A 21,289-nucleotide genomic window follows, 5' to 3' on the forward strand; every position below is an offset into this window, starting at 1 on the left:
GCGTCGGACCCCCGACGTACACTCGTCGGCATGAGTGAGCCCTTGCCGCCGAGCACCGGACCCGACGACCCGTTCGGCCCGGACCAGGGCACCTCGACGAGCGTCCTGGAGCGCCAGGAGACCCACGAGCAGGTCGAGCCGGGAGACCACGAGCGCTTCGCGCACTACGTGCGCAAGGAGAAGATCATGGAGTCGGCCCTCAGCGGCCGACCCGTCGTGGCGCTGTGCGGGAAGGTCTGGGTGCCGGGTCGCGACCCCAACAAGTTCCCGGTCTGCCCCGTGTGCAAGGAGATCTACGAGGGGCTGCGCGAGCCGCAGGACGGCGAGGGCGCCGGCGGTGAGTCGGGCGGCTCCGGCGGGTCCGGAGGCTCCGGCGGTCGCCGCTGGGGCTTCGGCCGCGGCTCGTCGGCCAAGTGACGGCCACCCCGCGCCCGTCCTCCCTCAGCTCGAGCCACGCGTCGACGTCGGCGGCCTCCCACCTGCCGCCGGCGTTCCCCGCGCGTGCGCCGTGGGGGACCGCGGGCAAGCTGCGTGCGTGGCAGGCCGAGGCGCTCGAGCTGTACCGGACGCGTGAGCCGCGCGACTTCCTCGCGGTCGCGACGCCGGGCGCCGGCAAGACGACGTTCGCCCTGCGGATCGCGACCGAGCTGCTCGAGGCCCGGGTGGTCCGGCGCGTCACGGTCGTGGCGCCCACCGAGCACCTCAAGCGGCAGTGGGCGGACGCCGCCGCACGGGTCGGCATCACGCTCGACCCCAACTTCAGCAACGCGCAAGGTCGGCACGGGCACGGGTTCGACGGCGTCGCGCTGACGTACGCGCAGGTCGCGAGCAAGCCCGCCCTGCACGCCGCGCGCACGACGGCGGCGCCGACGCTCGTCATCCTCGACGAGGTGCACCACGGCGGCGACGCGCTGTCGTGGGGCGACGCGGTGCGGGAGGCGTTCGAGGACGCGACCCGCCGGCTGGCCCTCACGGGCACGCCGTTCCGCTCCGACACGGCCGCGATCCCGTTCGTGCAGTACGCGCCCGACCGCGAGGGCATCCGCCGCAGCCTCGCCGACTACACGTACGGCTACGGCGACGCGCTGCGCGACCACGTCGTGCGGCCGGTGATCTTCCTGTCGTACTCGGGGTCCATGCGGTGGCGGACGAAGGCGGGTGACGAGGTCAGCGCCCGGCTCGGCGAGCCGCTCACGAAGGACATGACGTCGCAGGCGTGGCGCACGGCGCTCGACCCGAACGGTGAGTGGATCCCGAGCGTCCTGGCAGCGGCGGACCGCCGGCTGACCGAGGTCCGGCGTGCGGTGCCCGACGCGGGCGCCATGATCATCGCGACCGACCAGACGGACGCGCGCGCGTACGCGGGGCACCTCGCGCGCCTCACGGGCGAGTCGCCGACGGTCGTGCTGTCCGACGACGACGGCGCGAGCGACCGGATCGACGAGTTCTCCGCGGGTGACTCGCGCTGGCTGGTCGCCGTGCGCATGGTGTCGGAGGGCGTCGACGTGCCCCGGCTCGCGGTCGGCGTGTACGCGACTAGCACGGCGACGCCGTTGTTCTTCGCGCAGGCCGTCGGGCGGTTCGTGCGGGCCCGCAAGCGCGGCGAGACCGCGTCGGTGTTCCTGCCGTCCGTGCCGCAGCTGCTCGTGCTCGCGAACAGCATGGAGGTCGAGCGGGACCACGCACTCGACCGGCCGAAGACGGCCGAGGAGAACGGCCTCGAGTACAACCCGGAGGACGCGCTGCTCGCGGCGGCGAACTCCGAGCGCAACGGACCGGACGCTCTCGGTCCGGACGGCAAGCAGGGCGCCTTCGAGGCGCTCGAGGCGCAGGCGTCGTTCGACCGCGTGCTGTTCGACGGCGGCGAGTTCGGGACGGGTGCCGAGGTCGGCTCGGAGGAGGAGCTCGACTTCCTCGGCCTACCGGGTCTGCTGGACGCCGACCAGGTGTCCGCGCTGCTGCGGCAGCGGCAGGCCGAGCAGCAGAGCGGCAAGCGTCGTGCGGCTTCCCAGGCGGCCGCGGCCGAGCTGGCGGCGATGGACCACCGCAAGCAGGCCGAGCTGCGCAAGGAGCTCGCGCAGCTCGTCGGGGCGTGGTCGCGGCGGTCGGGGCAGCCGCACGGGTCGGTGCACAACGAGCTGCGTCGGCGGTGCGGCGGTCCGGAGGTCGCGCTGGCCGACCCCGAGCAGCTGACAGCGCGCGTCGAGATGCTGCGGGGCTGGTTCGTCGGCAAGCGCTGAGGCGGGCGGTCGGCAGGACGGCGCCGTCCAGGCCGGTCCATGAGGACCTTCTCATGCACTCGGGCAGGTCGGGCACAACCCCCGTCTCGCCATTTGGACACGGTCGAGGATCAATATCCGCGCAGGTCAGCGCCCTGGACGCGCGACCACATAGCACCGGCGGGCCCGCGCGCAACTTCGCCTCTCGACGTGCCGAGCGCGCGCCGCGCTGCCAACCTCGTGCCGTGCCCCATCGGCCCCGGGTCCCCCCGGACGCCGTCTCGGTGACCATGCAGAAAGAGGTCAACCCATGCCCGCCTGGCTCATCCTCATCCTCGTCGGCGTCGTGCTCCTCGTGCTCGGGGTCGCGACGAACATCGGTTCGTTCCTCATCTGGATCGGCGTGATCGTGCTCGTCGTCAGCCTGATCCTCGGGCTCGTCGGCCGCGGCCGAAGCCGGGTCTGACCGGGCCGCCGCCGGGACAGCACCCCCCTGACTGTCCCGGCGTGCGGCCTGGTCCCGACGCTGCGGGCGCCCCCTAGTCGCCCAGCAGCAGCGTCCCGGTCGGCACCGCGGCCTCGTCGGCCGACAGCCGCCGCGCCCCCCGCGGCAGCTCGTCCCGCGAGGCGCGGTGCCGATCGCGCGCCCGGGCCACGCCGGACGGCCCCGTCCAGCCCTGGTCCACGACGCCGTCCGCGACGAGCGGCACGTGCAGGGCGCGCAGCTCCTCCCCGCCGGACGTCCACCCGCGGACCCGCTCGTCGGGTCCCGTGACCAGGACCTCCTCGACGGCCCGCCCGTCGCCGTCCCGCCGCCGCGCCGCCGCCTTGCGGCCCCCGACGCTCGTCTTCGACCGGGACGCCTTCGCGACCGGCTCGAGCGCCCCGTCGGCTCCCTCGCGCGCGACGAGCTTGTAGACCATCCCGCACGTCGGGGCGCCCGACCCCGTGACGACCGACGTGCCCACCCCGTACGAGTCGACCGGAGCCGCGGCCAGCGCGGCGATCGCGTACTCGTCCAGGTCGGACGTCACCGTGATCTTCGTCCGGTGCGCGCCCGCCGCGTCCAGCTGCGCCCGGACCTCCTGCGCGAGCACGCCGAGGTCGCCCGAGTCGAGCCGGACGGCCCCCAGCCCCGTGCCGGCGACCGCGAGCGCGTTCTCGACACCCCGCCGCACGTCGTAGGTGTCGACCAGCAGCGTCGTCCCGGTGCCTAGCGCGTCGACCTGCGCGGCGAACGCGCTGCGCTCGTCGTCGTGCAGGAGCGTGAACGCGTGGGCGGCCGTCCCGATCGTCGTGAGGCCGTACCGCCGGCCGGCCTCGAGGTTCGACGTGCCCGCGAACCCGGCGACGACGGCGGCACGCGCGGCCGCGACGGCCGCCTCCTCGTGCGCGCGTCTCGACCCCATCTCGAGGCACGGCCGGTCGACGGCGGCGCTCGTCATGCGGGACGCCGCGGAGGCGACGGCGGAGTCGTAGTTGAGCACCGACAGCACGAGCGTCTCGAGCAGCACGGCCTCCGCGAACGTCCCCTCGACGACGAGCACGGGCGACGACGGGAAGAACACCTCGCCCTCGGCGTACCCGACCATCGAGCCGGTGAACCTGTACCCGGCCAGGAAGTCGAGGGTCGCGTCGTCGACGACCCGCGCCTCGGCGAGCCAGTCGAGCTCGGCCGTCGAGAACCGGAACGACTCCAGCAGCTCCAGGAGCCGGCCCGTGCCGGCCAGCACCCCGTACCGACGGCCCGGCGGGAGCCGCCGCGTGAACACCTCGAACACGCACCGCCGGTCCGCGGTGCCGTCCCGCAGGGCCGCCTCCACCATCGTGAGCTCGTAGCGGTCCGTGAGGAGCGCGCTGCTCCTGGCCTGCTCGTTCATAGTCGCCAACGTAGGGGCGCGGCCCGGGGTGCGCACGCACGTGCGCCGAGCGGAACGACGTGGCCGGACGCACCTACAGTGGTGGGCGTGCCAGTGCAGACCGCACCCGACGAACGGGTCGAGACCGTCGAGGAGACCTCGCTCGGCGACCCGTGGGTCACGATCGTCTGGAACGACCCCGTGAACCTCATGAGCTACGTGACGTACGTGTTCGAGACGTACTTCGGCCACCCGCACGCGACCGCCGAGAAGCTCATGCGGCAGGTCCACGAGGAGGGTCGCGCGGTCGTGTCGACGGGCCTGCTCGAGTCCATGGAGGTCGACGTGCAGGCGATGCATGGGTTCGGCCTGTGGGCGACGCTGCAGCGCAGCGGGCAGTGATGCACGGGTTCAAGGCCCGGCAGGGCCGGTTCGTGGCGCGCGTCGACGAGGGCGAGCGGGCGGTCGTGGCGTCCGTCGTCGCGGACGTCCTCGAGCTGCTCGGTGCTCCGCGCCCCGGCGAGGAGCCCATCGCCGCCGACCGGGCGGCGACCGCGACCGGGCCCGACGAGCCGAGCGACCTGCCGCACCTGCGGACCGACACGCCCGCGCCGCCCGACGACCCGGCCGTCATGCGCCTCCTGCCCGACGCCTCGCGCGACGACCCGTCGCTCGCCGCGGAGTTCCGCCGGCTCACCGAGGACGACCTGCGTGCGCAGAAGATCGACCGCCTGGAGCGTCTGTGGCAGTCGCTCACGGCGCCGGGCGGCGGCCGGCGGCACGACGAGCTCGTCGTGGCGGCCCAGGACGCACCCGCGTTCGCCGCCGCCCTCACCGACGTGCGCTTGGTGCTCGCGGAACGCCTCGACGTCCACACCGACGCCGAGGCCGACGCGATGTACGCCGTGCTCGGCGAGCCGCCGCCGTCGTCGCCCGCCGCGCGGGGCGACCACGAGACGCGCCGCTACCTCGTGTCGGTGTACGGCGCGCTCACCTGGCTGCAGGAGTCGCTCGTCGTCCTCATGCTCGCGGACGCCCGCCGCCGACACCCGGACACCTCCGCCGGGACCGACGGCACGGGCGACGTCGCCGGCAGCGGTTAGGCTCGGCGGCGTGAACGACGCCCCCATCGGCATCTTCGACTCCGGCGTCGGTGGTCTCACCGTGGCGCGTGCGGTCCTGGACCAGCTGCCGCACGAGTCGACGCTCTACATCGGTGACACGCTCAACACCCCGTACGGCAGCAAGCCGCTCGCGGCCGTCCGTGCGCATGCGCTCGAGGTCATGGACGACCTCGTCGACGCAGGCGTGAAGCTGCTCGTCATCGCGTGCAACACCGCGTCGTCGGCGATGCTGCGCGACGCGCGCGAGCGGTACACGCTGCGCCGCGGGATCCCCGTGGTGGAGGTGATCCTGCCCGCCGCGCGTCGGGCCGTCGCCGCGACGCGCTCCGGCCGCATCGGCGTCATCGCGACGAAGTCGACGGTCGAGAGCCGGTCGTACGACGACGCGTTCGCGGTCGCCCCGGGCATCGAGCTCACGACGCAGGCCTGCCCGCGGTTCGTCGAGTACGTCGAGAAGGGCATCACGTCCGGCCCCGACGTGCTCGCGCTCGCCCGCGAGTACCTCGAGCCCGTGCGGGCCGCGGGTGTCGACACGCTCGTGCTCGGCTGTACCCACTACCCGCTGCTCACCGGGGCGATCTCGTACGTCATGGGGGAGGAGGTCACGCTCGTGTCGAGCGCCGAGGAGACCGCGAAGGACGTCTACCGCACGCTCGTCGCGCACCAGCTGGAGCGCGACCCCGCAGCCGGGCCCCCGACCCACCGGTTCCTCGCGACGGGCGACCCCGACGCGTTCCACGCGCTCGCGCGCCGGTTCCTCGGTCCCGAGGTCGGCGCGGTCGAACCCGCCGGGTCGCTGCGATGAGGCTCGTCGTGCTCGGCTGCGCGGGGTCGTTCCCCGGTCCGGACTCCGCGTCCTCCGGGTACCTCGTGCAGGCGGACGACGCGTCGGGTCGGACGTGGACGGTGCTGCTGGACCTCGGCAACGGCGCGCTCGGCCCGCTGCAGCGTTACGGCGACCCGACCGCGCTCGACGCCATCGGGCTGTCCCACCTGCACGCCGACCACATCGCCGACATGATCGTGCTCAACGTGCTGCGCCGGTACCGCCCCGAAGGGCCGTGCGAGCCGGTCGCCGTGTACGGCCCCGCGGGCACCGCCGAGCGGCTCGCGACCATGGCCGGCAAGGACCCCGCGACCGACGTCGGCGGCCAGTTCGACGTGCGGCAGTGGGACCCGTCCGCGCCCGTCGTCGTCGGGCCGCTGACCTTGACCCCCGTGCCCGTCGAGCACCCCCTGCCGGCCTACGGCGTCCGGGTGACCGGGCCGTCCGACGGGGACCCGTCGCGCACCGTCACGCTCGCGTACAGCGGCGACACCGACGAGTGCCCCGGGCTCGACGCGCTCGCCACCGGCGCCGACCTGCTGCTGTGCGAGGCCGCGTACGTCGAGGGCCGCGACGACGCGTGGCACGGCATCCACCTCACCGGGCGGCGGGCCGGCCAGGCCGCGGCCCGCGGGGCGGCCGGGCGGCTCGTGCTCACGCACATCCCCGCGTGGAACGACCCGTCCGTGGCGGTCACGGAGGCGCGGGGTGCGTACGACGGGCCCGTCGAGCTCGCCGTGCCGGGCGCCGTGCACGTGCTCTGACCGACCTGGACCGCGAGCCGGGCTGTCGGCCCCCGCGGTTAGGCTCGTCCGCATGACTGCCACCACCCCCGTGCTGCGCGCCGACGGTCGTCGGCCCGACGAGCTGCGCCCCGTGACGATCACCCGCCGGTTCCTCGAGGCGGGGGAGGGCAGCGTGCTCGTCGAGTTCGGCGGCACCAAGGTGCTGTGCGTCGCGTCGTTCACCGAGGGCGTGCCGCGCTGGCGCAAGGGGTCGGGCGAGGGCTGGGTGACCGCCGAGTACTCGATGCTGCCGCGGGCCACGTCGAGCCGGTCGGACCGCGAGTCGATCAAGGGCCGCGTGGGTGGCCGGACGCACGAGATCTCCCGCCTGGTCGGTCGCTCGCTGCGCGCGATCATCGACGTCGCGCAGCTCGGCGAGAACACGATCGTGCTGGACTGCGACGTGCTGCAGGCCGACGGCGGCACGCGCACCGCGGCGATCACGGGCGCGTACGTGGCGCTCGCGGACGCGGTCGCGTGGGCCACCGAGAAGCGCCTCGTGCCGAAGGGGCGCACCGTCCTCAAGGACTCCGTCGCGGCGGTGAGCGTCGGCATCATCGACGGCGTCCCCATGCTCGACCTGCCGTACGTCGAGGACGTGCGCGCCGAGACGGACATGAACGTCGTCGTCACCGGGTCGGGTGCCTTCGTCGAGGTGCAGGGCACGGCCGAGCACGCGCCGTTCGACCGGGCCGAGCTCGACGTGCTGCTCGACCTCGCCGTTGCCGGGACCGACCGGCTCGCCGCCATCCAGGCCGCGGTGCTCGCCGCGCCGCCCGCGGACGGCTCGGCGACGCGCGTCACGCTCGCGTGAGCGCCGCCGTGACCGTGCCCGCCGGCGTGCGGCTCGTCCTCGCGACCCACAACGCCCACAAGGTCGGCGAGCTGCGCGCCATCCTCGCGCCCGCACTGCCCGGACTCGACGCGGCGGCCGTGGTCGGCGCGCGCGACGTGGGCGCGCCCGAGCCGGTCGAGGACGGCGTGACGTTCGCCGAGAACGCGCTCATCAAGGCGCGTGCGCTGGCCGCCTTCACGGGCCTGCCCGCGGTGGCGGACGACTCGGGGCTCAGCGTCGACGTGCTCGGCGGCGCGCCCGGCATCTTCTCGGCGCGGTGGGCGGGGCGGCACGGCGACGACCAGGCGAACCTCGACCTGCTGCTCGCGCAGCTCGCCGACATCGCCCCCGAGCACCGGGGCGCGCGGTTCGTGTGCGCGGCGGCGCTCGTGACGCCCGACGGGTTCGAGCACGTCGAGACGGGCGCGCTCGTCGGGACGCTCGCGACGAGCCCGCGCGGTGCGCACGGCTTCGGGTACGACCCGGTGCTCGTGCCGCTCGGCGAGTCCCGGACGTGCGCGGAGCTGGCCCCCGAGGAGAAGAACGCGATCAGCCACCGCGGGCAGGCGTTCCGCGCGCTCGTGCCGGCGGTGGTGCGGGCGCTCGGCGGATGACGGCTCGTGGCTGACGCGGGCGCGGCGGACGTCCAGCTGGTCGCCGATGGTGTGACGTTCGGCTATCCGGGGCACCCCGTGCTCGACGCGGTCGACCTGGTCGTGTCGGCCGGGGACAGGATCGGCCTGGTCGGCGAGAACGGCGCGGGCAAGACGACGCTGCTCAAGGTGCTCGCGGGCGACCTCGTGCCGTCGCGGGGCAGCGTGCGGCGGGTCGGGTCCCTCGCGGTCGTCGACCAGGAGCTCGACGTCAGCGGGGACGAGACGATCGGGTCGATGGTCGCGGGTGCGCTGTCGACGGTCCGGGCGGCGTCCGAGGCGCTCGCCTCCGCGGTCGACGAGTTCGACCACGAGTCCGGGGACCTCGCCGCGCTCGGTGCCGCGATGCACCGCTACGAGCACCTGGCCGCCTGGGACGCCGACCGGCGGATCGACGAGGCGCTGACCCGGTTCGGCGCCCCGCGCGACCACGACCGCCGGCTCGCGGAGCTCAGCGTGGGGGAGCGGTACCGCGTCCGGCTCGCGTGCAGGCTGGGGGAGCGGGCGGACCTGCTGTTGCTCGACGAGCCGACGAACCACCTCGACGCTGCGGGCATCGAGCACCTCACCGTGCAGCTGCAGCGCTGGCCGGGCGCGCTCGTCATCGTCACGCACGACCGCCGGCTGCTCGACGACGTCATGACCGCGATCCTCGACCTCGACCCGGCGATGGACGGCCGCCCCGCGCTGTACGGGGCGACGCGCTACGCCGACTACCGGTTCGCGAAGGACCAGATGCTGCGCCGCTGGCGGGCCCGCTACCGCGCGGAGCGCAAGCGTGCGCTGCAGCTCGCCGAGCGGCTCGACCAGGCGTACGAGGGGCTGTCCGACGAGTGGCGACCGCCGAAGGGGTCGAACGCGCACCGCCGGGCCACGCGTGCGCGGATCCACGTGAAGGCCGCGGACCGGCTCGTCGAGCGCCTCGAGGCCCAGGCCGTCGAGGTGCCCGTGCCGCCGCTCGCGCTCTCGTTCCCGGACCTGCCGTCGATCCCGCGGCACGCAGGCGTGCAGGACCCGGACCGTCCGTCGCGCGACGACGACCCGGACACGGCTGCGCCGCAGGTCAGGGGCCCGCTGCTGGAGGTGCGGGCGCCACGTGTCGGGACGCGGCTCGACCTGCCCGGGGTCCGGATCGACGTGCCGCCGTGCGGGCGGTTGCTCGTGACCGGGCCGAACGGCTCGGGCAAGTCGACGCTCGTCGCGGCGCTCGCCGGGCGCCTGCCCCTCGACCGCGGCACGCGGACGCTCGCGGCGGGCGTGCGGCTCGGCGTGCTGATGCAGGAGGGACCGACGGAGCACGCTCGCGACGCGGGACGGATGGACCCCGACGCGCCCGAGAACCTCGCGCGGGCGCTCTCGAGCAGCCCCGGGGTCGCACCGCCGGTGTCTGCCTTCGACGCGTACGCCCGTCACGCGCTCGACCTGCTCCACGGCGGTCTGCTCGACCCCGACGAGCTCGTCCCCGTCGCGGCGCTCGGCCTGCTCACGGAGGAGGACCTCGACCGGCCCCTGCGCGACCTGTCCGTGGGTCAGCGACGACGGTTCGACCTGGCGTGTGCGCTGCTGGCCGCGCCGCACGTGCTGATCCTCGACGAACCGACGAACCACCTGTCGGTTGGGCTGGTCGACGAGCTCACGGAGGCGCTCCGGCTCACGTCCGCGGCCGTCGTCGTCGCGACGCACGACCGCAAGATGCGCGCCGACCTGGCCGACTGGCCGGAGCTGACGCTCGCCTGAAGGCAGGTCAGGGCAGCCGGCCGACGTGCCCCATCGCCTGCCGGAGCAGCAGGCCCTGGCCGCCGTTCATCTCGACCTGGACCTGCTCGGCGCAGGCCTCCTCGGGCGTCATCCACGCGAGGTCGATGGCGTCCTGCTGCGGCCGGCAGTCGCCGAGCACGGGCACCACGTACGCGAGCGAGACGGCGTGCTGGCGCGGGTCGTGGTACGGGGTGACGCCGGGGGTCGGGAAGTACTCGGCGACGGTGAACGGCTGCGGCGACGAAGGGATCTGGGGGAGCGCGACGGGTCCGAGGTCCTTCTCGACGTGCCGGACGAGCGCATCGCGGACCCGCTCGTGGTACATGACGCGCCCGGAGACCAGCGCGCGGGACATGACGCCCTCGGGCGTCACGCGCAGCAGCAGCCCGACGGCGACCACGTCGCCCGAGTCGTCGACGCGGACGGGCACGGCGTCCACGTACAGGATCGGGAGCTGGCGCCGCACGGCGCCGATCTGCTCGGGGCTGAGCCAGCCGGCGGGACGCTCGGGGCCGGAGGGGAAGTCGGCGGTCTCGGTCACCGTGCAGTTCTACCCCGCACCCGGCGCGCGCCGGTAACGGGCGCGCGGGCGAGCCAGGGGAATAGTCACGGGCGGCGTGACGCTCTACCACGCGACACTCATCACGGGAGGTATGACGTGGCCACCACGACCCTGACCGCCGAGACCATCGGTCAGACCATCAAGGACAACGAGATCGTGCTCGTCGACTTCTGGGCGGAGTGGTGCGGTCCGTGCCAGCGCTTCGGCCCGGTGTTCGAGGCGTCCTCGCAGGAGCACCCCGACGTCGTGCACGCCAAGGTCGACACCGAGGCGGAGCAGGCGCTCGCGCAGGAGCTGCAGATCTTCTCGATCCCGACCCTGATGGCGTTCCGCGACGGCATCCTCGTGTTCAACCAGGCCGGTGCGCTGCCCGCGCCCGCGCTGGAGCAGGTCGTCAACGCCGTCAAGGGTCTGGACATGGACGAGGTGCGCGAGAAGATCGCCGCCTCCACGTCCGAGTAGCGCTCGGGCGTTTGACACGAGTCACCTCCAAAGGGAGCCGGTCGTTCACACGAGTCACCGGCTCCCTTTGTGTTGAGTTTGCATAAACTTCACACACGTGGTTAACGTGGCTGTGATCTCCCTCACAGCAGCACGTCCAATGGGGGCCGTGCGGGGGGAGGTCCGCGGAGGCAGACCGCGTCGGCGTGGTCTCCGCGACTTCGCAGCTCGCCGCCGCCCTCACCGCCGAGACGGTCGCCGCTGCCCTTTGGGGGCCACTCACCATGCAACCTGCGCCACGGACGTCCCGTCCGCTCGCCCTGTTCGTCGCCCTGATCGCCTCGGTCGCGCTCGCCCTCACGGCGGCACCCGCGGCGTGGGGGTCGGTCTCACGCGCCGCGGCCGTGCAGACCGCCGCCACCGTCCCCGTCGGCCAGGGCGGGTACGTCGCGACACCCGTCGGGCCCACGCCCGAGGGGTGCGACGCGATCGAGACGGACCCGCGATCCTCCCTGACCGCGGACGCCCCACAAGGCGCGCTCCCGACGAACGACTGGTGGTCGTCGCTGCTGTACAAGCGGCTCGACTGCCGCTGGAGCCAGCCGCTGCACGCGCACCCGGTGTCGTACCTGCCGTCGGCGGGCGGGCTCGGGTTGTCGTCGACCCGCGTGCCGGTCGTCGGGGGAACCCCCGGCGGGGTCGGTGAGTTCCACTACCCGTACTCGCAGGACGTCCTCGTGGGCGTCGCGGGCCTGGACGCACCCGAGGTCAAGGTCGCGGGCTGGAGCGACTGGACGGTCACACCGTCGTGGACGGACGGGACCCGCTCGCTCACCGCGACCATCGGGCACGGTCTGCCCTTCAGCTGGTACCACGTGAGCGGTGGTGCGGCGACGCTGAGCACCAGCGGGGCCGCCGTCTGGCTCAAGGACGGACCGACGGTGGGGTTCACCGCAGGCGGCCACGACTACGTGGCGTACGCGCCCACCGGGTCGACGTGGACCGTGCAGGGCGGCACGCTGACCAGCACGCTCGCCGGCAAGGGCTACCTGTCGGTCGCGTCGCTCACCACCGGCGCGTCGAGCACCGACGCGGACCGGGTCGCGCAGGCGACGGCGTTCGCGCCGTACGCGTACGCGGAGGTCACGGGCACCCGGGCCACCTACACCTACGACGAGTCCGCGTCCGTGGTCCGTACCACGTACGCACTCACGACCGAGGCGAACGAGGGCTCCGCGAAGGGCACCGTCGTCGCGCTCTACCCGCACCAGCAGCAGTACGTCACGAACGCGGGTGGCGGCAGCAAGCTCTCGTCGACGTACGTCTCCCCGCGCGGTCCGATGACGGCGTACGTGGGGTCGCAGTCGTTCACGACCGCGACGCCGTTCACCGGCGTCCTGCCCGAGATCCCCGCGGTGGCGACGAGCACCGGCTCGCTGCGCGCCCGGCTCGACGACCTGCTCGCCGCCGAGAACCCCGACAGCCTGGGCGCGCTCAAGGCCGACACCTACTGGACGGGCAAGGCCCTCGGCCGCGCGACGCGCATCGTCGAGATCGCCGACCAGCTCGGTGACACGGACGTGCGCGACCGCACGCTCGCGACCATCAAGGCCACGCTCACCGACTGGTTCACCGCGACGCCCGGCAAGACGGAGCAGGTGTTCGCGTACGACGCGGACTGGGGCACGCTCATCGGCTACCCCGCCTCCTACGGCTCCGACACCGAGCTCAACGACCACCACTTCCACTACGGCTACTTCGTGGTGGCCGCCGCGACGCTCGCGCGGTTCGACCCCGAGTGGGCCGCGAAGGACGCGTACGGCGGGATGGTCGACACGCTCGTGCGCGACGCCAACAGCTACGACCGCACCGAGACGCGGTTCCCGTACCTGCGTGACTTCGACATCTACGCCGGCCACGACTGGGCGTCGGGGCACGGCGCGTTCGACGCCGGCAACAACCAGGAGTCCAGCTCCGAGGGCATGAACTTCGCCGCCGGGCTCGTCGAGTGGGGCGAGGCGACCGGCAACACGACCGTCCGCGACGCAGGCGCGTACCTGTACGCGACGCAGGCCGCCGCGATCCAGGATTACTGGTTCGACGGGTCGGGTGCCATGCCGCAGGGCTTCGGCCACTCCACGGTCGGGATGGTGTGGGGTGACGGCGCCGCGTACGCCACGTGGTTCAGCGGCGAGCCGGAGATGATCCAGGGCATCAACACGTTGCCGGTCACCGGCGGCCACCTGTACCTCGGCCTGCGGCCCGACGACGTCGAGGCCAACTACGCCGAGCTCGTCAAGGCCAACGGCGGTCAGCCGTCCGTGTGGCAGGACATCCTGTGGAGCTACCTCGCGCTCGCGGACGGGCCGGCGGCGCTGACCAGCCTGCTCGCGAACCCGGGGTACGCGGTCGAGGAGGGGGAGAGCCGCGCGCACACGCTGCACTGGGTGGCGAACCTCGCGTCGCTGGGTCACGTCGACCCGACGGTGCGTGCGGACCATGCACTCGCGGTCGTGTTCAAGGCCGCGGCAGGGCGGACGTACGTGGCGTCGAACGTCACGTCGACGCCGCTCACCGTGACGTTCAGCGACGGGACGCTTCTCGCGGTGCCCGCCGGGAAGACCGTGACGTCCGGGGCCTTCACGTGGAGCGGCGGCGGGGCCCCGGGCGGTCCGACGACCTCGCCGACACCGACACCGACACCGACGCCCACCGAGACGCCGACGCCGACGCCCACGGTCACACCGACCCCGACGCCGACCGTCACGCCGACGCCCACGCCGACGTCGACCCGGACGCCGAAGCCGACGCCGACGAAGACGCCCAAGCCGACCAAGACGCCGAAGCCAACGAAGACGCCGACTCCCACGCCGACCCCGACCGGTCCCCAGCCGAGCGTGTTCACGCGGTACCTCGGCACGAACGGCGCACTCGTCGCGCAGCAGCCGACGAGCCCCGCGACGGTGGTCGTCCCGCAGGCGTTCGGGATCGACACGGGCCAGGAGTCACCGAACGCACTCGTCTGGACCGCGAGCGGGCTGAACGGCACGCCGACGGGCGCGGGCCCGACGTTCGACGTGGCGCTCGATGCGGGCATGGTCGTCGACAACGGGACCCGGATCGGGATCTCGTACGACCTCACAGGTGACGGCACGTGGGACCGGGTGGAGATCTACCGGTACTTCGCGACCGACCCGGTCCCCGGGTTCGAGCACCTGACGGAGGCCGTCGGGCTGCAGTCGGCGACCGGCACGCTCGGTGCGCTGCACGGCGGGACCGTCAGGGTCGCGCTGTGGAACGCGATCGGGTCGGGCCCGACGAGCGTGGGGGTGCCGGAGACGGTGATCAGGCTGCCGCTGAGCTGACCGACCGCTCAGCTGCTCGACCGCTGACCTGACCCACCGCACGGACGGGCCGCCGGACCTTCTGAGGACCGGCGGCCCGGCTGTGCGCGCTGCGGCGGCCTCAGGCCGTTCGCAGCGCCTCCGTCGGCGGCACCCGGGCCGCACGCAGCGCGGGGTACAGCCCGACGAGCGACCCGATGACGAGCGAGCACGCGAGCCCCGCCGCGACCGGCTTCCACGGGACGATCAGCGCCCACCCCTGCGCGCTGGCGTACCCCCAGGTCACGGCCACGCCGAGCACGGCGCCGGCGAGCCCGCCGAGCGACGACAGCAGCACCGACTCGACGAGGAACTGCCCGCCGATCGAGCCGCGCGTAGCCCCGAGCGCCCGGCGCACACCGATCTCCCGGCGGCGCTCCAGCACGGACACGACCATGACGTTCGCGATCCCGACACCGCCGACGAGCAGCGCGACACCGCCGAGGCCGAGAGCCAGCAGCGTGAACGACCGGGTCGCGGCGTCCTGCGCGGCGAGCGCGTCGGACGGGCGGGACACCCGGACCTCGTCGGGCGCCGACGGGTTCGCGGTCCGGGCGAGCAGCGCGCGCGTGGCCACGACCTGGTCGGGATCGACCCGCACGTACACGCCGGAGGGCGGCAGGTCGTCGTCGGAGACCGCATCGGCGACCGTCGTCCCGATGATCGCCGCGGAGTCCAGCTCGGACGCGAGGACGACGGGGTCGAGGATGCCGACGACGGTGAACGGCCGGCTGCCGATCCACACGTCGACGCCGCCGTCGAGCGGCCCGATCGCGAGCCGTCGCGCGGCCGTCGCGCCGAGCACCACGGCGGGGTAGCGCGAGGTCGCGTCGTCGAGCCAGCGCCCCTCGCGGAGCGTCGCCGCGACCGTGCCGAGCAGGTCCAGGTCGGCGGCGACGACGCCGATGCCGCTCGTCTCGCTCGTCGGGACCAGCGCGTTGCGGCGGACGGTCGCGTCGACCTTCCGGACGGCCGCGGCGGACTCGACCGTGGGGATGCGGGCGATCATCCCCACGGACTCGTCGGGCAGCGTCGCATCGTCCCCCATGACCCCCTGTCCCGGCGCGACGGTGAGCAGGTTGGTGCCGAGCGCGTCGAGCTGCGCCTGCAGGTCGGCGCGCGACGACTCGGACAGCCCGAGCACGCCGACGAGCGCGGTGATGCCGATCGCGACGCCGAGCGCCGACAGCGCCGTGCGGCCCTTGCGGACCGTGAGCCCGCGCGCGCCGAGCCGCAGCCGGTCGCCCGCGGACATGCGGCGCACGACGGTCCGGGCGTCGGGCGTCGGGTGCGCGACCCGCGGCCCGACCTCGGTGCGGGTCACGACGTCACCACCGCGGGGCACGAGTCGTGCTCCACGCGGCCGTCGCGCATCGACACGACCCGCGGCAGCCGCCCGGCGATGTGCTCGTCGTGCGTGACGACGACGATCGTCGCACCCTCGTCGTGCAGCCGGTCGAACAGGTCGAGCACCGCCGCGCCGGACGCCTGGTCGAGGTTCCCCGTGGGCTCGTCGGCCAGCAGGATGCGCGGCGCGTGCACGAGCGCGCGGGCGACGGCGACGCGCTGGCACTCGCCGCCGGACAGCTCCCCGGGCGTGTGCCGGGCCCGGGCGCCGAGGCCGACGCGGTCGAGCGCCTCGCGGGCCCGCCGGAGCCGGTCGGGCCGGCGGACGCCCTGGTACAGCAGCCCGTCCGCGACGTTCTCCAGCGCGGACCGCCCGTCCAGCAGGAAGAACTGCTGGAACACGAACCCGAGGTGCACCGCCCGGACCCGGGACAGGGCGGCGTCCGACATCGCCGTGACGTCGTCGCCCGCGAGCCGCACGCGCCCCGTCGAAGGCCGGTCGAGCGCGCCCATCACGTGGAGCAGCGTCGACTTGCCTGAGCCCGACGGCCCGACGACCGCCATGTAGTCGCCGGCCTCGACGCCGAGGTCGAGGTCGTGCAGCACCGTGAGCGCGGCCGGGCCTGCACCGTACGTCTTGGTGACGCCCTGCAGGTCGAGGACCCTCATGGCGTGACCACCACCTCGTCGCCCTCGGCGACGTCGCCACCGGTCAGCTCGACGTCGGTGCCGGCGAACGCACCGGTCGTGACCTGCACGTACCGCGTGGAGCCGTCGTCGAGCACCTTCTCGACGCCGTGCCCACCTGTGGTCAGCGCGACGAGCGCGGTGACCGGGACGACGAGCACGTCGGTCGCGACGACCTGGTCGAGCACCACCTGCACGGGAGCGCCCTCGAGCAGTGCCGCGACCGCGTCGCCGGTGGCGGTGACCGAGACGTCGAGCTGCTGCTGGTCGTCGGTCGTGACGAGCTCCACGGCGGACACCGTGCCGTCGGTCGTCGTCCCGTCGGGCAGCGTGAGGTGCGCGGTCGCCCCCACGGGCGCGAGCGCCGCCTGGCTGGTACGCAGCGCGCACGAGACGAGCATCTGCGTCCCGCCCACGCCGAGCACCTCCTTGCCCGGCTCGACCGGGGCGCCGAGCTCGACGAGGTGCTCCGCGACGCGCACGTCCTGCGGCGTGAACACGACGTCACCGAGCGTCACGGTCCCGGTCTGCGTCTCACCGAGCGCCTTCTGCCACCGCTTGACCGCGGTGGTCGTCGCGGACGTCCAGTCCTGGTCGACCGTGAGGCCGAGCCCCGTCGTGTAGCCGAGGTCGACGAGCGCCTGCTCGAGCTGCTGCACGTCGGCGCCGTCGGTGGACGACGGGCCGAGGTCCCGCCAGGCGGGCAGCGCACCCGCGAGCCGGATGACGGGCCGGGTGTCGACGGCGTAGAGGACGCCGCCCTGGCCGACCGTGCTGCCGACGGCGGCCAGCGCTGTCACCGTGCCCGAGCCGCGGGCCTCGACGGGGATGGTCTCCCCGTGGCCGAGCTCGCACGCGGTCGTCGTGCTCGAGACGAGGTCGGACCGCGTGATGGTCGCGGTCGGGCGGGTCGCCGACGCCGACGGGGACGCCGACGCGTCCGACGCGGGGTCGGCGGGGGAGCCGCACGCCGCGAGCAGGCCACCGACGGCGAGCAGCACGAGCGCAGGGACGAGACGCGGGGTGGTCGTCACAGGTCAGCCCTCGTTCGTCGGAGGCTCGATGCCGGCCTGGTCGGCGCACTCCTGGATGTCCTTCTCGAACTGCGGGTCGCCCGGCTTCGGCTCGCCGGGCGTCGCGGCCCCATCGGGGCTGCGGCGGTGGTGCTGCGTCACGCGGCCGCCGTCGAACTCGGGGTCGGACACGTCCCACCCGCGGTCGCGCATGCACTGCGCCTGGTCGAGGAACGCCTGCTTCTCCTCCTCGGACAGCTCGTGCCCGTCGTCCTGCGGCTCGGCCATCTCCTGCCACCTGGCGCAGGCGTTCTCGGCCGCCTTCATCTGCTCCTCGGTCAGCCCTTTGCCGTCGACGGTGACCTTCCCGTCGACCGGGTCGGGCACGTCGACGCCGTGCTCGCGCATGCAGCGCGCCCACTGCAGCATCGCGTCCTCGGGGTCGAGCGACGCGGTCGCCGACGGGGTGCCGGCCGGGTCGGTGCCGTCCGACGCGCCCGGGAGGGCCGAGGACGGCGTGGGCGCGGTGCACGCGGCGGCGGTGAGCGCGACGCCGAGCGCACCGAGGGCGAGCAGGGCGGAGCGGAGACGGGTCCGGCCGGAGCTCCGGGCGGTCGACCGTGCGGCGGTGGTCATGTGTGGCTCCTCGGGTTCGTCGGGAGGGGACGGCCCCAGCCCACCGCCGCGCCGGTTCGGCCAGCGTTGGGTCCGAGACCCGCGACTGCCTGCGCGCTTACGCTGGCTGAACACAGCCGGTCCGATGCTGCGCAGACGAGTCCGATCGCGACGGAGGTGCTGGGTGCGGGTGCTCGTGGCCGAGGACGAGGAGGTCATGGCCGACGCGCTCGCGCGCGGTCTGCGGCGGGCCGGGTACGCCGCCGACGTCGCCGGGGACGGCGCGACCGCACTCGAGCTCGCGGGCGTGAACCGGTACGACGTCGTGCTGCTCGACCGCGACCTGCCCGTGGTGCACGGGGACGACGTGTGCCGCGCGCTCGTCGACGCCGGGTCGCCCGCACGGATCCTCATGCTCACCGCCGCCGGAGGTCTCGACCAGAAGGTCGGCGGCTTCGCGCTCGGCGCCGACGACTACCTCGCCAAGCCGTTCGCGTTCGCCGAGCTGCTGGCCCGTGTGCAGGCGCTCGCCCGGCGGACCGCGCCCGCGCAGCCGCCCGTGCTGACGACCGGCGACCTGCGCGTCGACGTCTCCCGGCGTGCGGTGACGCGGGCGGGGCGGCCGGTCGACCTCACGCTCAAGGAGTACGGCGTGCTCGTCGAGCTCGTGCGGGCCGACGGCGCGGTCGTCTCGGCCGAGGACCTGCTCGAACGCGTGTGGGACGAGCACGCCGACCCGTTCACCAACGCGGTGCGCGTCACGATGGTCGGCCTGCGGCGCAAGCTGGGCGACCCGCCGGTGATCGAGACCCTGCGGGGCGCGGGCTACCGCGTCGTGGTGCCGTGAGGCGCTCGCTGAGCGTGCGGTGGCGGCTCACGCTGTTCTACACGCTCGTCGTCGCGGTCTCGGGTGCCGTGCTGCTCGCGCTCGTCTACGGGCTCGTCACGCAGGCGCAGCGCCGCAGCGTGCACGTGGAGCAGCACACGCTGCCCGGCGCCGGCGTGGAGATGGGCGCACCGCCCCCGCCGACCGTCACCGAGGTCCGCGAGGACGCCATCGGCTCCACGATGGACCAGCTGCTGCGGAACTCCTGGCTCGGCCTCGTGCTCGTCACGGGGGCGTCGGTGGGCATCGGGTGGCTCGTCGCGGGCCGCGTGCTCGCGCCCGTGCACACCATCACCGCGCGCGCGCAGCGGATCTCGGCGGACTCCCTCGACGAGCGGATCGCGCTCGGCGGACCCCGCGACGAGCTCCGCGAGCTCGCCGACACGTTCGACGCGCTGCTCGCCCGCGTCCAGCAGACCGTGAGCTCCGAGCGGCGGCTGGTCGCGACGATGTCCCACGAGCTGCGCACGCCGCTCGCCAACCAGCAGGCCGCGCTCGACGTCGCCCTCGCGGACCCGGACGCGTCCGCGGGGGAGCTGCGCGCCGCGGGGTCGACCGCCCTGGACCAGAGCCGCCGCGCGGCCCTCACCATCGATGCGCTCCTCGTGCTGGCCCGCGCACAGTCCGGCGAGGCCGTCGGTCCGCCCGTGCCCGTCGACCTGCGGGCGGTCGTCACCGAGGCCGTCGACCAGGTCCGCCGGGACGACGACGGACTGACCTGGGACGTGCGGCTCACCGACGTCACCGTGCCCGGCGAGCCCGCCCTGCTCGGCCGCGCGGTCGCGAACCTCGTGCACAACGCGGCCCACCACAACGTCCCGGGCGGCCGCGTGTCCGTCGCGCTGCAGCCCGGCCCCGACGGTGCGCGCGTCGTCGTCGCGAACAGCGGCCCTCCGGTGCCCGCGGACGCCGCGGCGGACCTGGTCCTGCCGTTCCGGCGCGGGTCGGCCGACCGCACGACGAACGGCAGCGGCGTGGGGCTGGGCCTGACGGTCGTCCGTGCCGTCGCCGACCACCACGGCGGCAGGCTCGTCCTCGACCCCGGTGCGGAGGGCGGGCTCGTCTGCGAGCTGTGGCTCCCGGCGTGACCTCAGCAGGCCGCGCACGTCACGACGGAGCCTCGACCCGTCGCAGGATCTCGTCCACGACCTCGCGGACGGGCGGTGACGCGTCGACGACCCAGCCGTCCGGCACCGCGCCCGGCGCCCGGTGCATCCGCACGACGTCCGCACGCTCCTCGGGCCGCGCGCCGAAGTCGGTCGGGTCCACGCGCACGCGTTCCGCGATCCGTCGCAGCACCGTGGCGAGGTCCACGTCGAGCACGAACACACCGTCGAGCAGGTCGACGAACGAGGCGAAGTTCCGGGACCCGCCGCAGAGGAACGTGACCGGCGAGCCCCGGTCGGCGACCAGAGCGCGGACCTTCGCGACGTCCCAGACGTGATGCTCGTACGACGCGCCCGGGGTGGGCTCCCCGGTCACCGGATCGCCCTGGTACGCGAGCACCCGGTCGCCGTGGACCACGTGGTAGCCCCTGCGCTGCAGCTCCTCGGCGACGGCGGTCTTGCCGGTGCCCGAGCCGCCCTCGACGAGGTAGTTCCTGACGCCCATCGACCGGACCGTACTCGCGCCCGCGTGGTGCGGGAGACGGGATTTGAACCCGCACGCCCTCTCGGGCACCAGGACCTAAACCTGGCGTGGCTGCCGTTTCACCACTCCCGCGCGGCCGAGTGTCCCACAGGCACGCCCGTGGGCACCGGATGCCGCCGCTCAGGCGACCTTGAGGTCCCGCCGCAGCTTCGCGACGTGCCCGGTCGCCTTGACGTTGTACTGCGCGAGCTCGACGCGCCCCTCGGGGTCCACGACGACCGTCGAGCGGATCACGCCGGTCACCGTCTTGCCGTACAGCGACTTCTCGCCCCACGCGCCCCACGCCTCGAGGACGGTGCGGTCGGTGTCGGACGCGAGCGGGAACGTGAGGTGCTCCTGCTCGACGAACGCCGCGAGCTTCTCGGTGGGGTCGGGGGAGATCCCGACGACGGCGTACCCGGCGCCCTGCAGCGACGCGAGCGAGTCACGGAAGTCGCACGCCTGCGTGGTGCACCCCGGGGTCATCGCGGCCGGGTAGAAGTACACGATGACGTGCTGACCGCGCAGGTCGGACAGCGTGACGCTGCCGCCGTCGGCGGTCGGGAGCGTGAAGTCGGGGGCGAGGTCGCCGACGGCGAGACGAGGCACGGGAGCTCCAGACGAGGCGAGGTGGGGACGGCGTCAGCCTACGTCGGCCGGGTACCGT

22 protein-coding genes and 1 tRNA gene are annotated in these 21,289 nt (G+C 74.2%); 14 read left to right on the plus strand and 9 right to left on the minus strand.

What is annotated here, in order from left to right:
• Positions 1-30 precede the first annotated feature (30 nt).
• From J7523_RS09300 to J7523_RS09310, 3 genes are all read left to right on the plus strand, one after another.
• Positions 31-417 (plus strand): DUF3039 domain-containing protein, encoded by a 387-nt coding sequence (locus J7523_RS09300; RefSeq protein ID WP_291885318.1) that lies wholly within the window; start codon positions 31-33, stop codon positions 415-417.
• Complete coding sequence (locus J7523_RS09305) at positions 414-2,240, plus strand: DEAD/DEAH box helicase (RefSeq protein ID WP_291885321.1); 1,827 nt, start codon at positions 414-416, stop codon at positions 2,238-2,240. The genes J7523_RS09300 and J7523_RS09305 overlap by 4 nt, the downstream gene beginning before the upstream one ends.
• Before the next feature lie 289 nt (positions 2,241-2,529).
• A complete protein-coding gene (locus J7523_RS09310; protein ID WP_203757801.1) occupies positions 2,530-2,685 on the plus strand; it encodes a hypothetical protein in 156 nt (51 codons plus the stop codon).
• 73 nt (positions 2,686-2,758) lie between these two features.
• Here J7523_RS09310 and J7523_RS09315 read toward each other — a convergent pair whose 3' ends face one another.
• Positions 2,759-4,099, minus strand: a complete 1,341-nt coding sequence (locus J7523_RS09315; RefSeq protein ID WP_291885327.1) for a nicotinate phosphoribosyltransferase — start codon at positions 4,097-4,099, stop codon at positions 2,759-2,761.
• A 93-nt stretch (positions 4,100-4,192) separates the two neighbouring features.
• Between J7523_RS09315 and clpS the strand changes: the two genes are divergently transcribed.
• From clpS to J7523_RS09350, 7 genes are read left to right on the plus strand one after another with little or no spacing between them, the layout of a single operon-like run.
• On the plus strand, positions 4,193-4,480 hold the full coding sequence (gene clpS / locus J7523_RS09320; protein ID WP_291885460.1) for an ATP-dependent Clp protease adapter ClpS: 288 nt from the start codon (positions 4,193-4,195) through the stop codon (positions 4,478-4,480).
• Complete coding sequence (locus J7523_RS09325; RefSeq protein ID WP_291885330.1) at positions 4,480-5,181, plus strand: DUF2017 family protein; 702 nt, start codon at positions 4,480-4,482, stop codon at positions 5,179-5,181. The genes clpS and J7523_RS09325 overlap by 1 nt, the downstream gene beginning before the upstream one ends.
• A gap of 10 nt (positions 5,182-5,191) precedes the next feature.
• Positions 5,192-6,007, plus strand: a complete 816-nt coding sequence (gene murI, locus J7523_RS09330) for a glutamate racemase (RefSeq protein WP_291885332.1) — start codon at positions 5,192-5,194, stop codon at positions 6,005-6,007.
• Entirely contained in the window at positions 6,004-6,792 is a 789-nt protein-coding gene (locus J7523_RS09335) for an MBL fold metallo-hydrolase (protein ID WP_291885334.1), read from the plus strand. The genes murI and J7523_RS09335 overlap by 4 nt, the downstream gene beginning before the upstream one ends.
• Before the next feature lie 52 nt (positions 6,793-6,844).
• Positions 6,845-7,627 (plus strand): ribonuclease PH, encoded by a 783-nt coding sequence (gene rph / locus J7523_RS09340; protein WP_291885336.1) that lies wholly within the window; start codon positions 6,845-6,847, stop codon positions 7,625-7,627.
• A gap of 8 nt (positions 7,628-7,635) precedes the next feature.
• Positions 7,636-8,262 carry an RdgB/HAM1 family non-canonical purine NTP pyrophosphatase gene (rdgB, locus tag J7523_RS09345; RefSeq protein WP_291885462.1) on the plus strand — a complete coding sequence of 209 codons (627 nt, stop codon included), beginning with the start codon at positions 7,636-7,638 and terminating at the stop codon, positions 8,260-8,262.
• A gap of 6 nt (positions 8,263-8,268) precedes the next feature.
• A complete protein-coding gene (locus J7523_RS09350; RefSeq protein ID WP_291885338.1) occupies positions 8,269-10,038 on the plus strand; it encodes an ATP-binding cassette domain-containing protein in 1,770 nt (589 codons plus the stop codon).
• Positions 10,039-10,045: 7 nt separating this feature from the next.
• Here J7523_RS09350 and J7523_RS09355 read toward each other — a convergent pair whose 3' ends face one another.
• The gene (locus tag J7523_RS09355; protein ID WP_291885340.1) at positions 10,046-10,600 is read right to left on the minus strand and encodes an NUDIX hydrolase family protein; all 555 of its coding nucleotides are present in this window, start codon (positions 10,598-10,600) and stop codon (positions 10,046-10,048) included.
• 117 nt (positions 10,601-10,717) lie between these two features.
• Here J7523_RS09355 and trxA point away from each other — a divergent pair, with 117 nt between their 5' ends.
• Both trxA and J7523_RS09365 read left to right on the plus strand, forming a co-directional pair.
• Positions 10,718-11,083, plus strand: coding sequence for a thioredoxin (gene trxA, locus J7523_RS09360; RefSeq protein ID WP_291885342.1), 366 nt, complete (start codon positions 10,718-10,720; stop codon positions 11,081-11,083).
• 185 nt (positions 11,084-11,268) lie between these two features.
• Positions 11,269-14,427, plus strand: a complete 3,159-nt coding sequence (locus J7523_RS09365; RefSeq protein WP_291885343.1) for a glycosyl hydrolase — start codon at positions 11,269-11,271, stop codon at positions 14,425-14,427.
• A gap of 100 nt (positions 14,428-14,527) precedes the next feature.
• On the opposite strand, the gene J7523_RS09370 is transcribed toward J7523_RS09365, so the two are convergent.
• From J7523_RS09370 to J7523_RS09385, 4 genes are read right to left on the minus strand one after another with little or no spacing between them, the layout of a single operon-like run.
• Positions 14,528-15,769 (minus strand): ABC transporter permease, encoded by a 1,242-nt coding sequence (locus tag J7523_RS09370; protein WP_291885345.1) that lies wholly within the window; start codon positions 15,767-15,769, stop codon positions 14,528-14,530.
• Entirely contained in the window at positions 15,766-16,461 is a 696-nt protein-coding gene (locus J7523_RS09375; protein ID WP_291885347.1) for an ABC transporter ATP-binding protein, read from the minus strand. The genes J7523_RS09370 and J7523_RS09375 overlap by 4 nt, the downstream gene beginning before the upstream one ends.
• Positions 16,458-17,513 carry a peptidoglycan-binding protein gene (locus tag J7523_RS09380; protein WP_291885350.1) on the minus strand — a complete coding sequence of 352 codons (1,056 nt, stop codon included), beginning with the start codon at positions 17,511-17,513 and terminating at the stop codon, positions 16,458-16,460. The genes J7523_RS09375 and J7523_RS09380 overlap by 4 nt, the downstream gene beginning before the upstream one ends.
• A gap of 3 nt (positions 17,514-17,516) precedes the next feature.
• Complete coding sequence (locus J7523_RS09385) at positions 17,517-18,128, minus strand: hypothetical protein (RefSeq protein WP_291885352.1); 612 nt, start codon at positions 18,126-18,128, stop codon at positions 17,517-17,519.
• Positions 18,129-18,291: 163 nt separating this feature from the next.
• Between J7523_RS09385 and J7523_RS09390 the strand changes: the two genes are divergently transcribed.
• On the plus strand, positions 18,292-18,954 hold the full coding sequence (locus J7523_RS09390; protein WP_291885354.1) for a response regulator transcription factor: 663 nt from the start codon (positions 18,292-18,294) through the stop codon (positions 18,952-18,954).
• Positions 18,951-20,081 (plus strand): ATP-binding protein, encoded by a 1,131-nt coding sequence (locus tag J7523_RS09395; protein WP_291885357.1) that lies wholly within the window; start codon positions 18,951-18,953, stop codon positions 20,079-20,081. Before J7523_RS09390 ends, J7523_RS09395 begins: the two co-directional genes overlap by 4 nt.
• 19 nt (positions 20,082-20,100) lie before the next feature.
• On the opposite strand, the gene J7523_RS09400 is transcribed toward J7523_RS09395, so the two are convergent.
• The 3 genes from J7523_RS09400 to bcp form a co-directional block, all read right to left on the minus strand.
• Positions 20,101-20,604, minus strand: coding sequence for a nucleoside kinase (locus tag J7523_RS09400; RefSeq protein ID WP_291885359.1), 504 nt, complete (start codon positions 20,602-20,604; stop codon positions 20,101-20,103).
• Between the two features lie 25 nt (positions 20,605-20,629).
• Positions 20,630-20,715, minus strand: a tRNA-Leu gene (locus J7523_RS09405).
• 48 nt (positions 20,716-20,763) lie between these two features.
• Positions 20,764-21,231, minus strand: a complete 468-nt coding sequence (bcp, locus tag J7523_RS09410; RefSeq protein WP_291885362.1) for a thioredoxin-dependent thiol peroxidase — start codon at positions 21,229-21,231, stop codon at positions 20,764-20,766.
• Between the last annotated feature and the right edge of the window lie 58 nt (positions 21,232-21,289).

This window comes from Cellulomonas sp., from assembly GCF_017744555.1.
Lineage (GTDB): Bacteria > Actinomycetota > Actinomycetes > Actinomycetales > Cellulomonadaceae > Cellulomonas.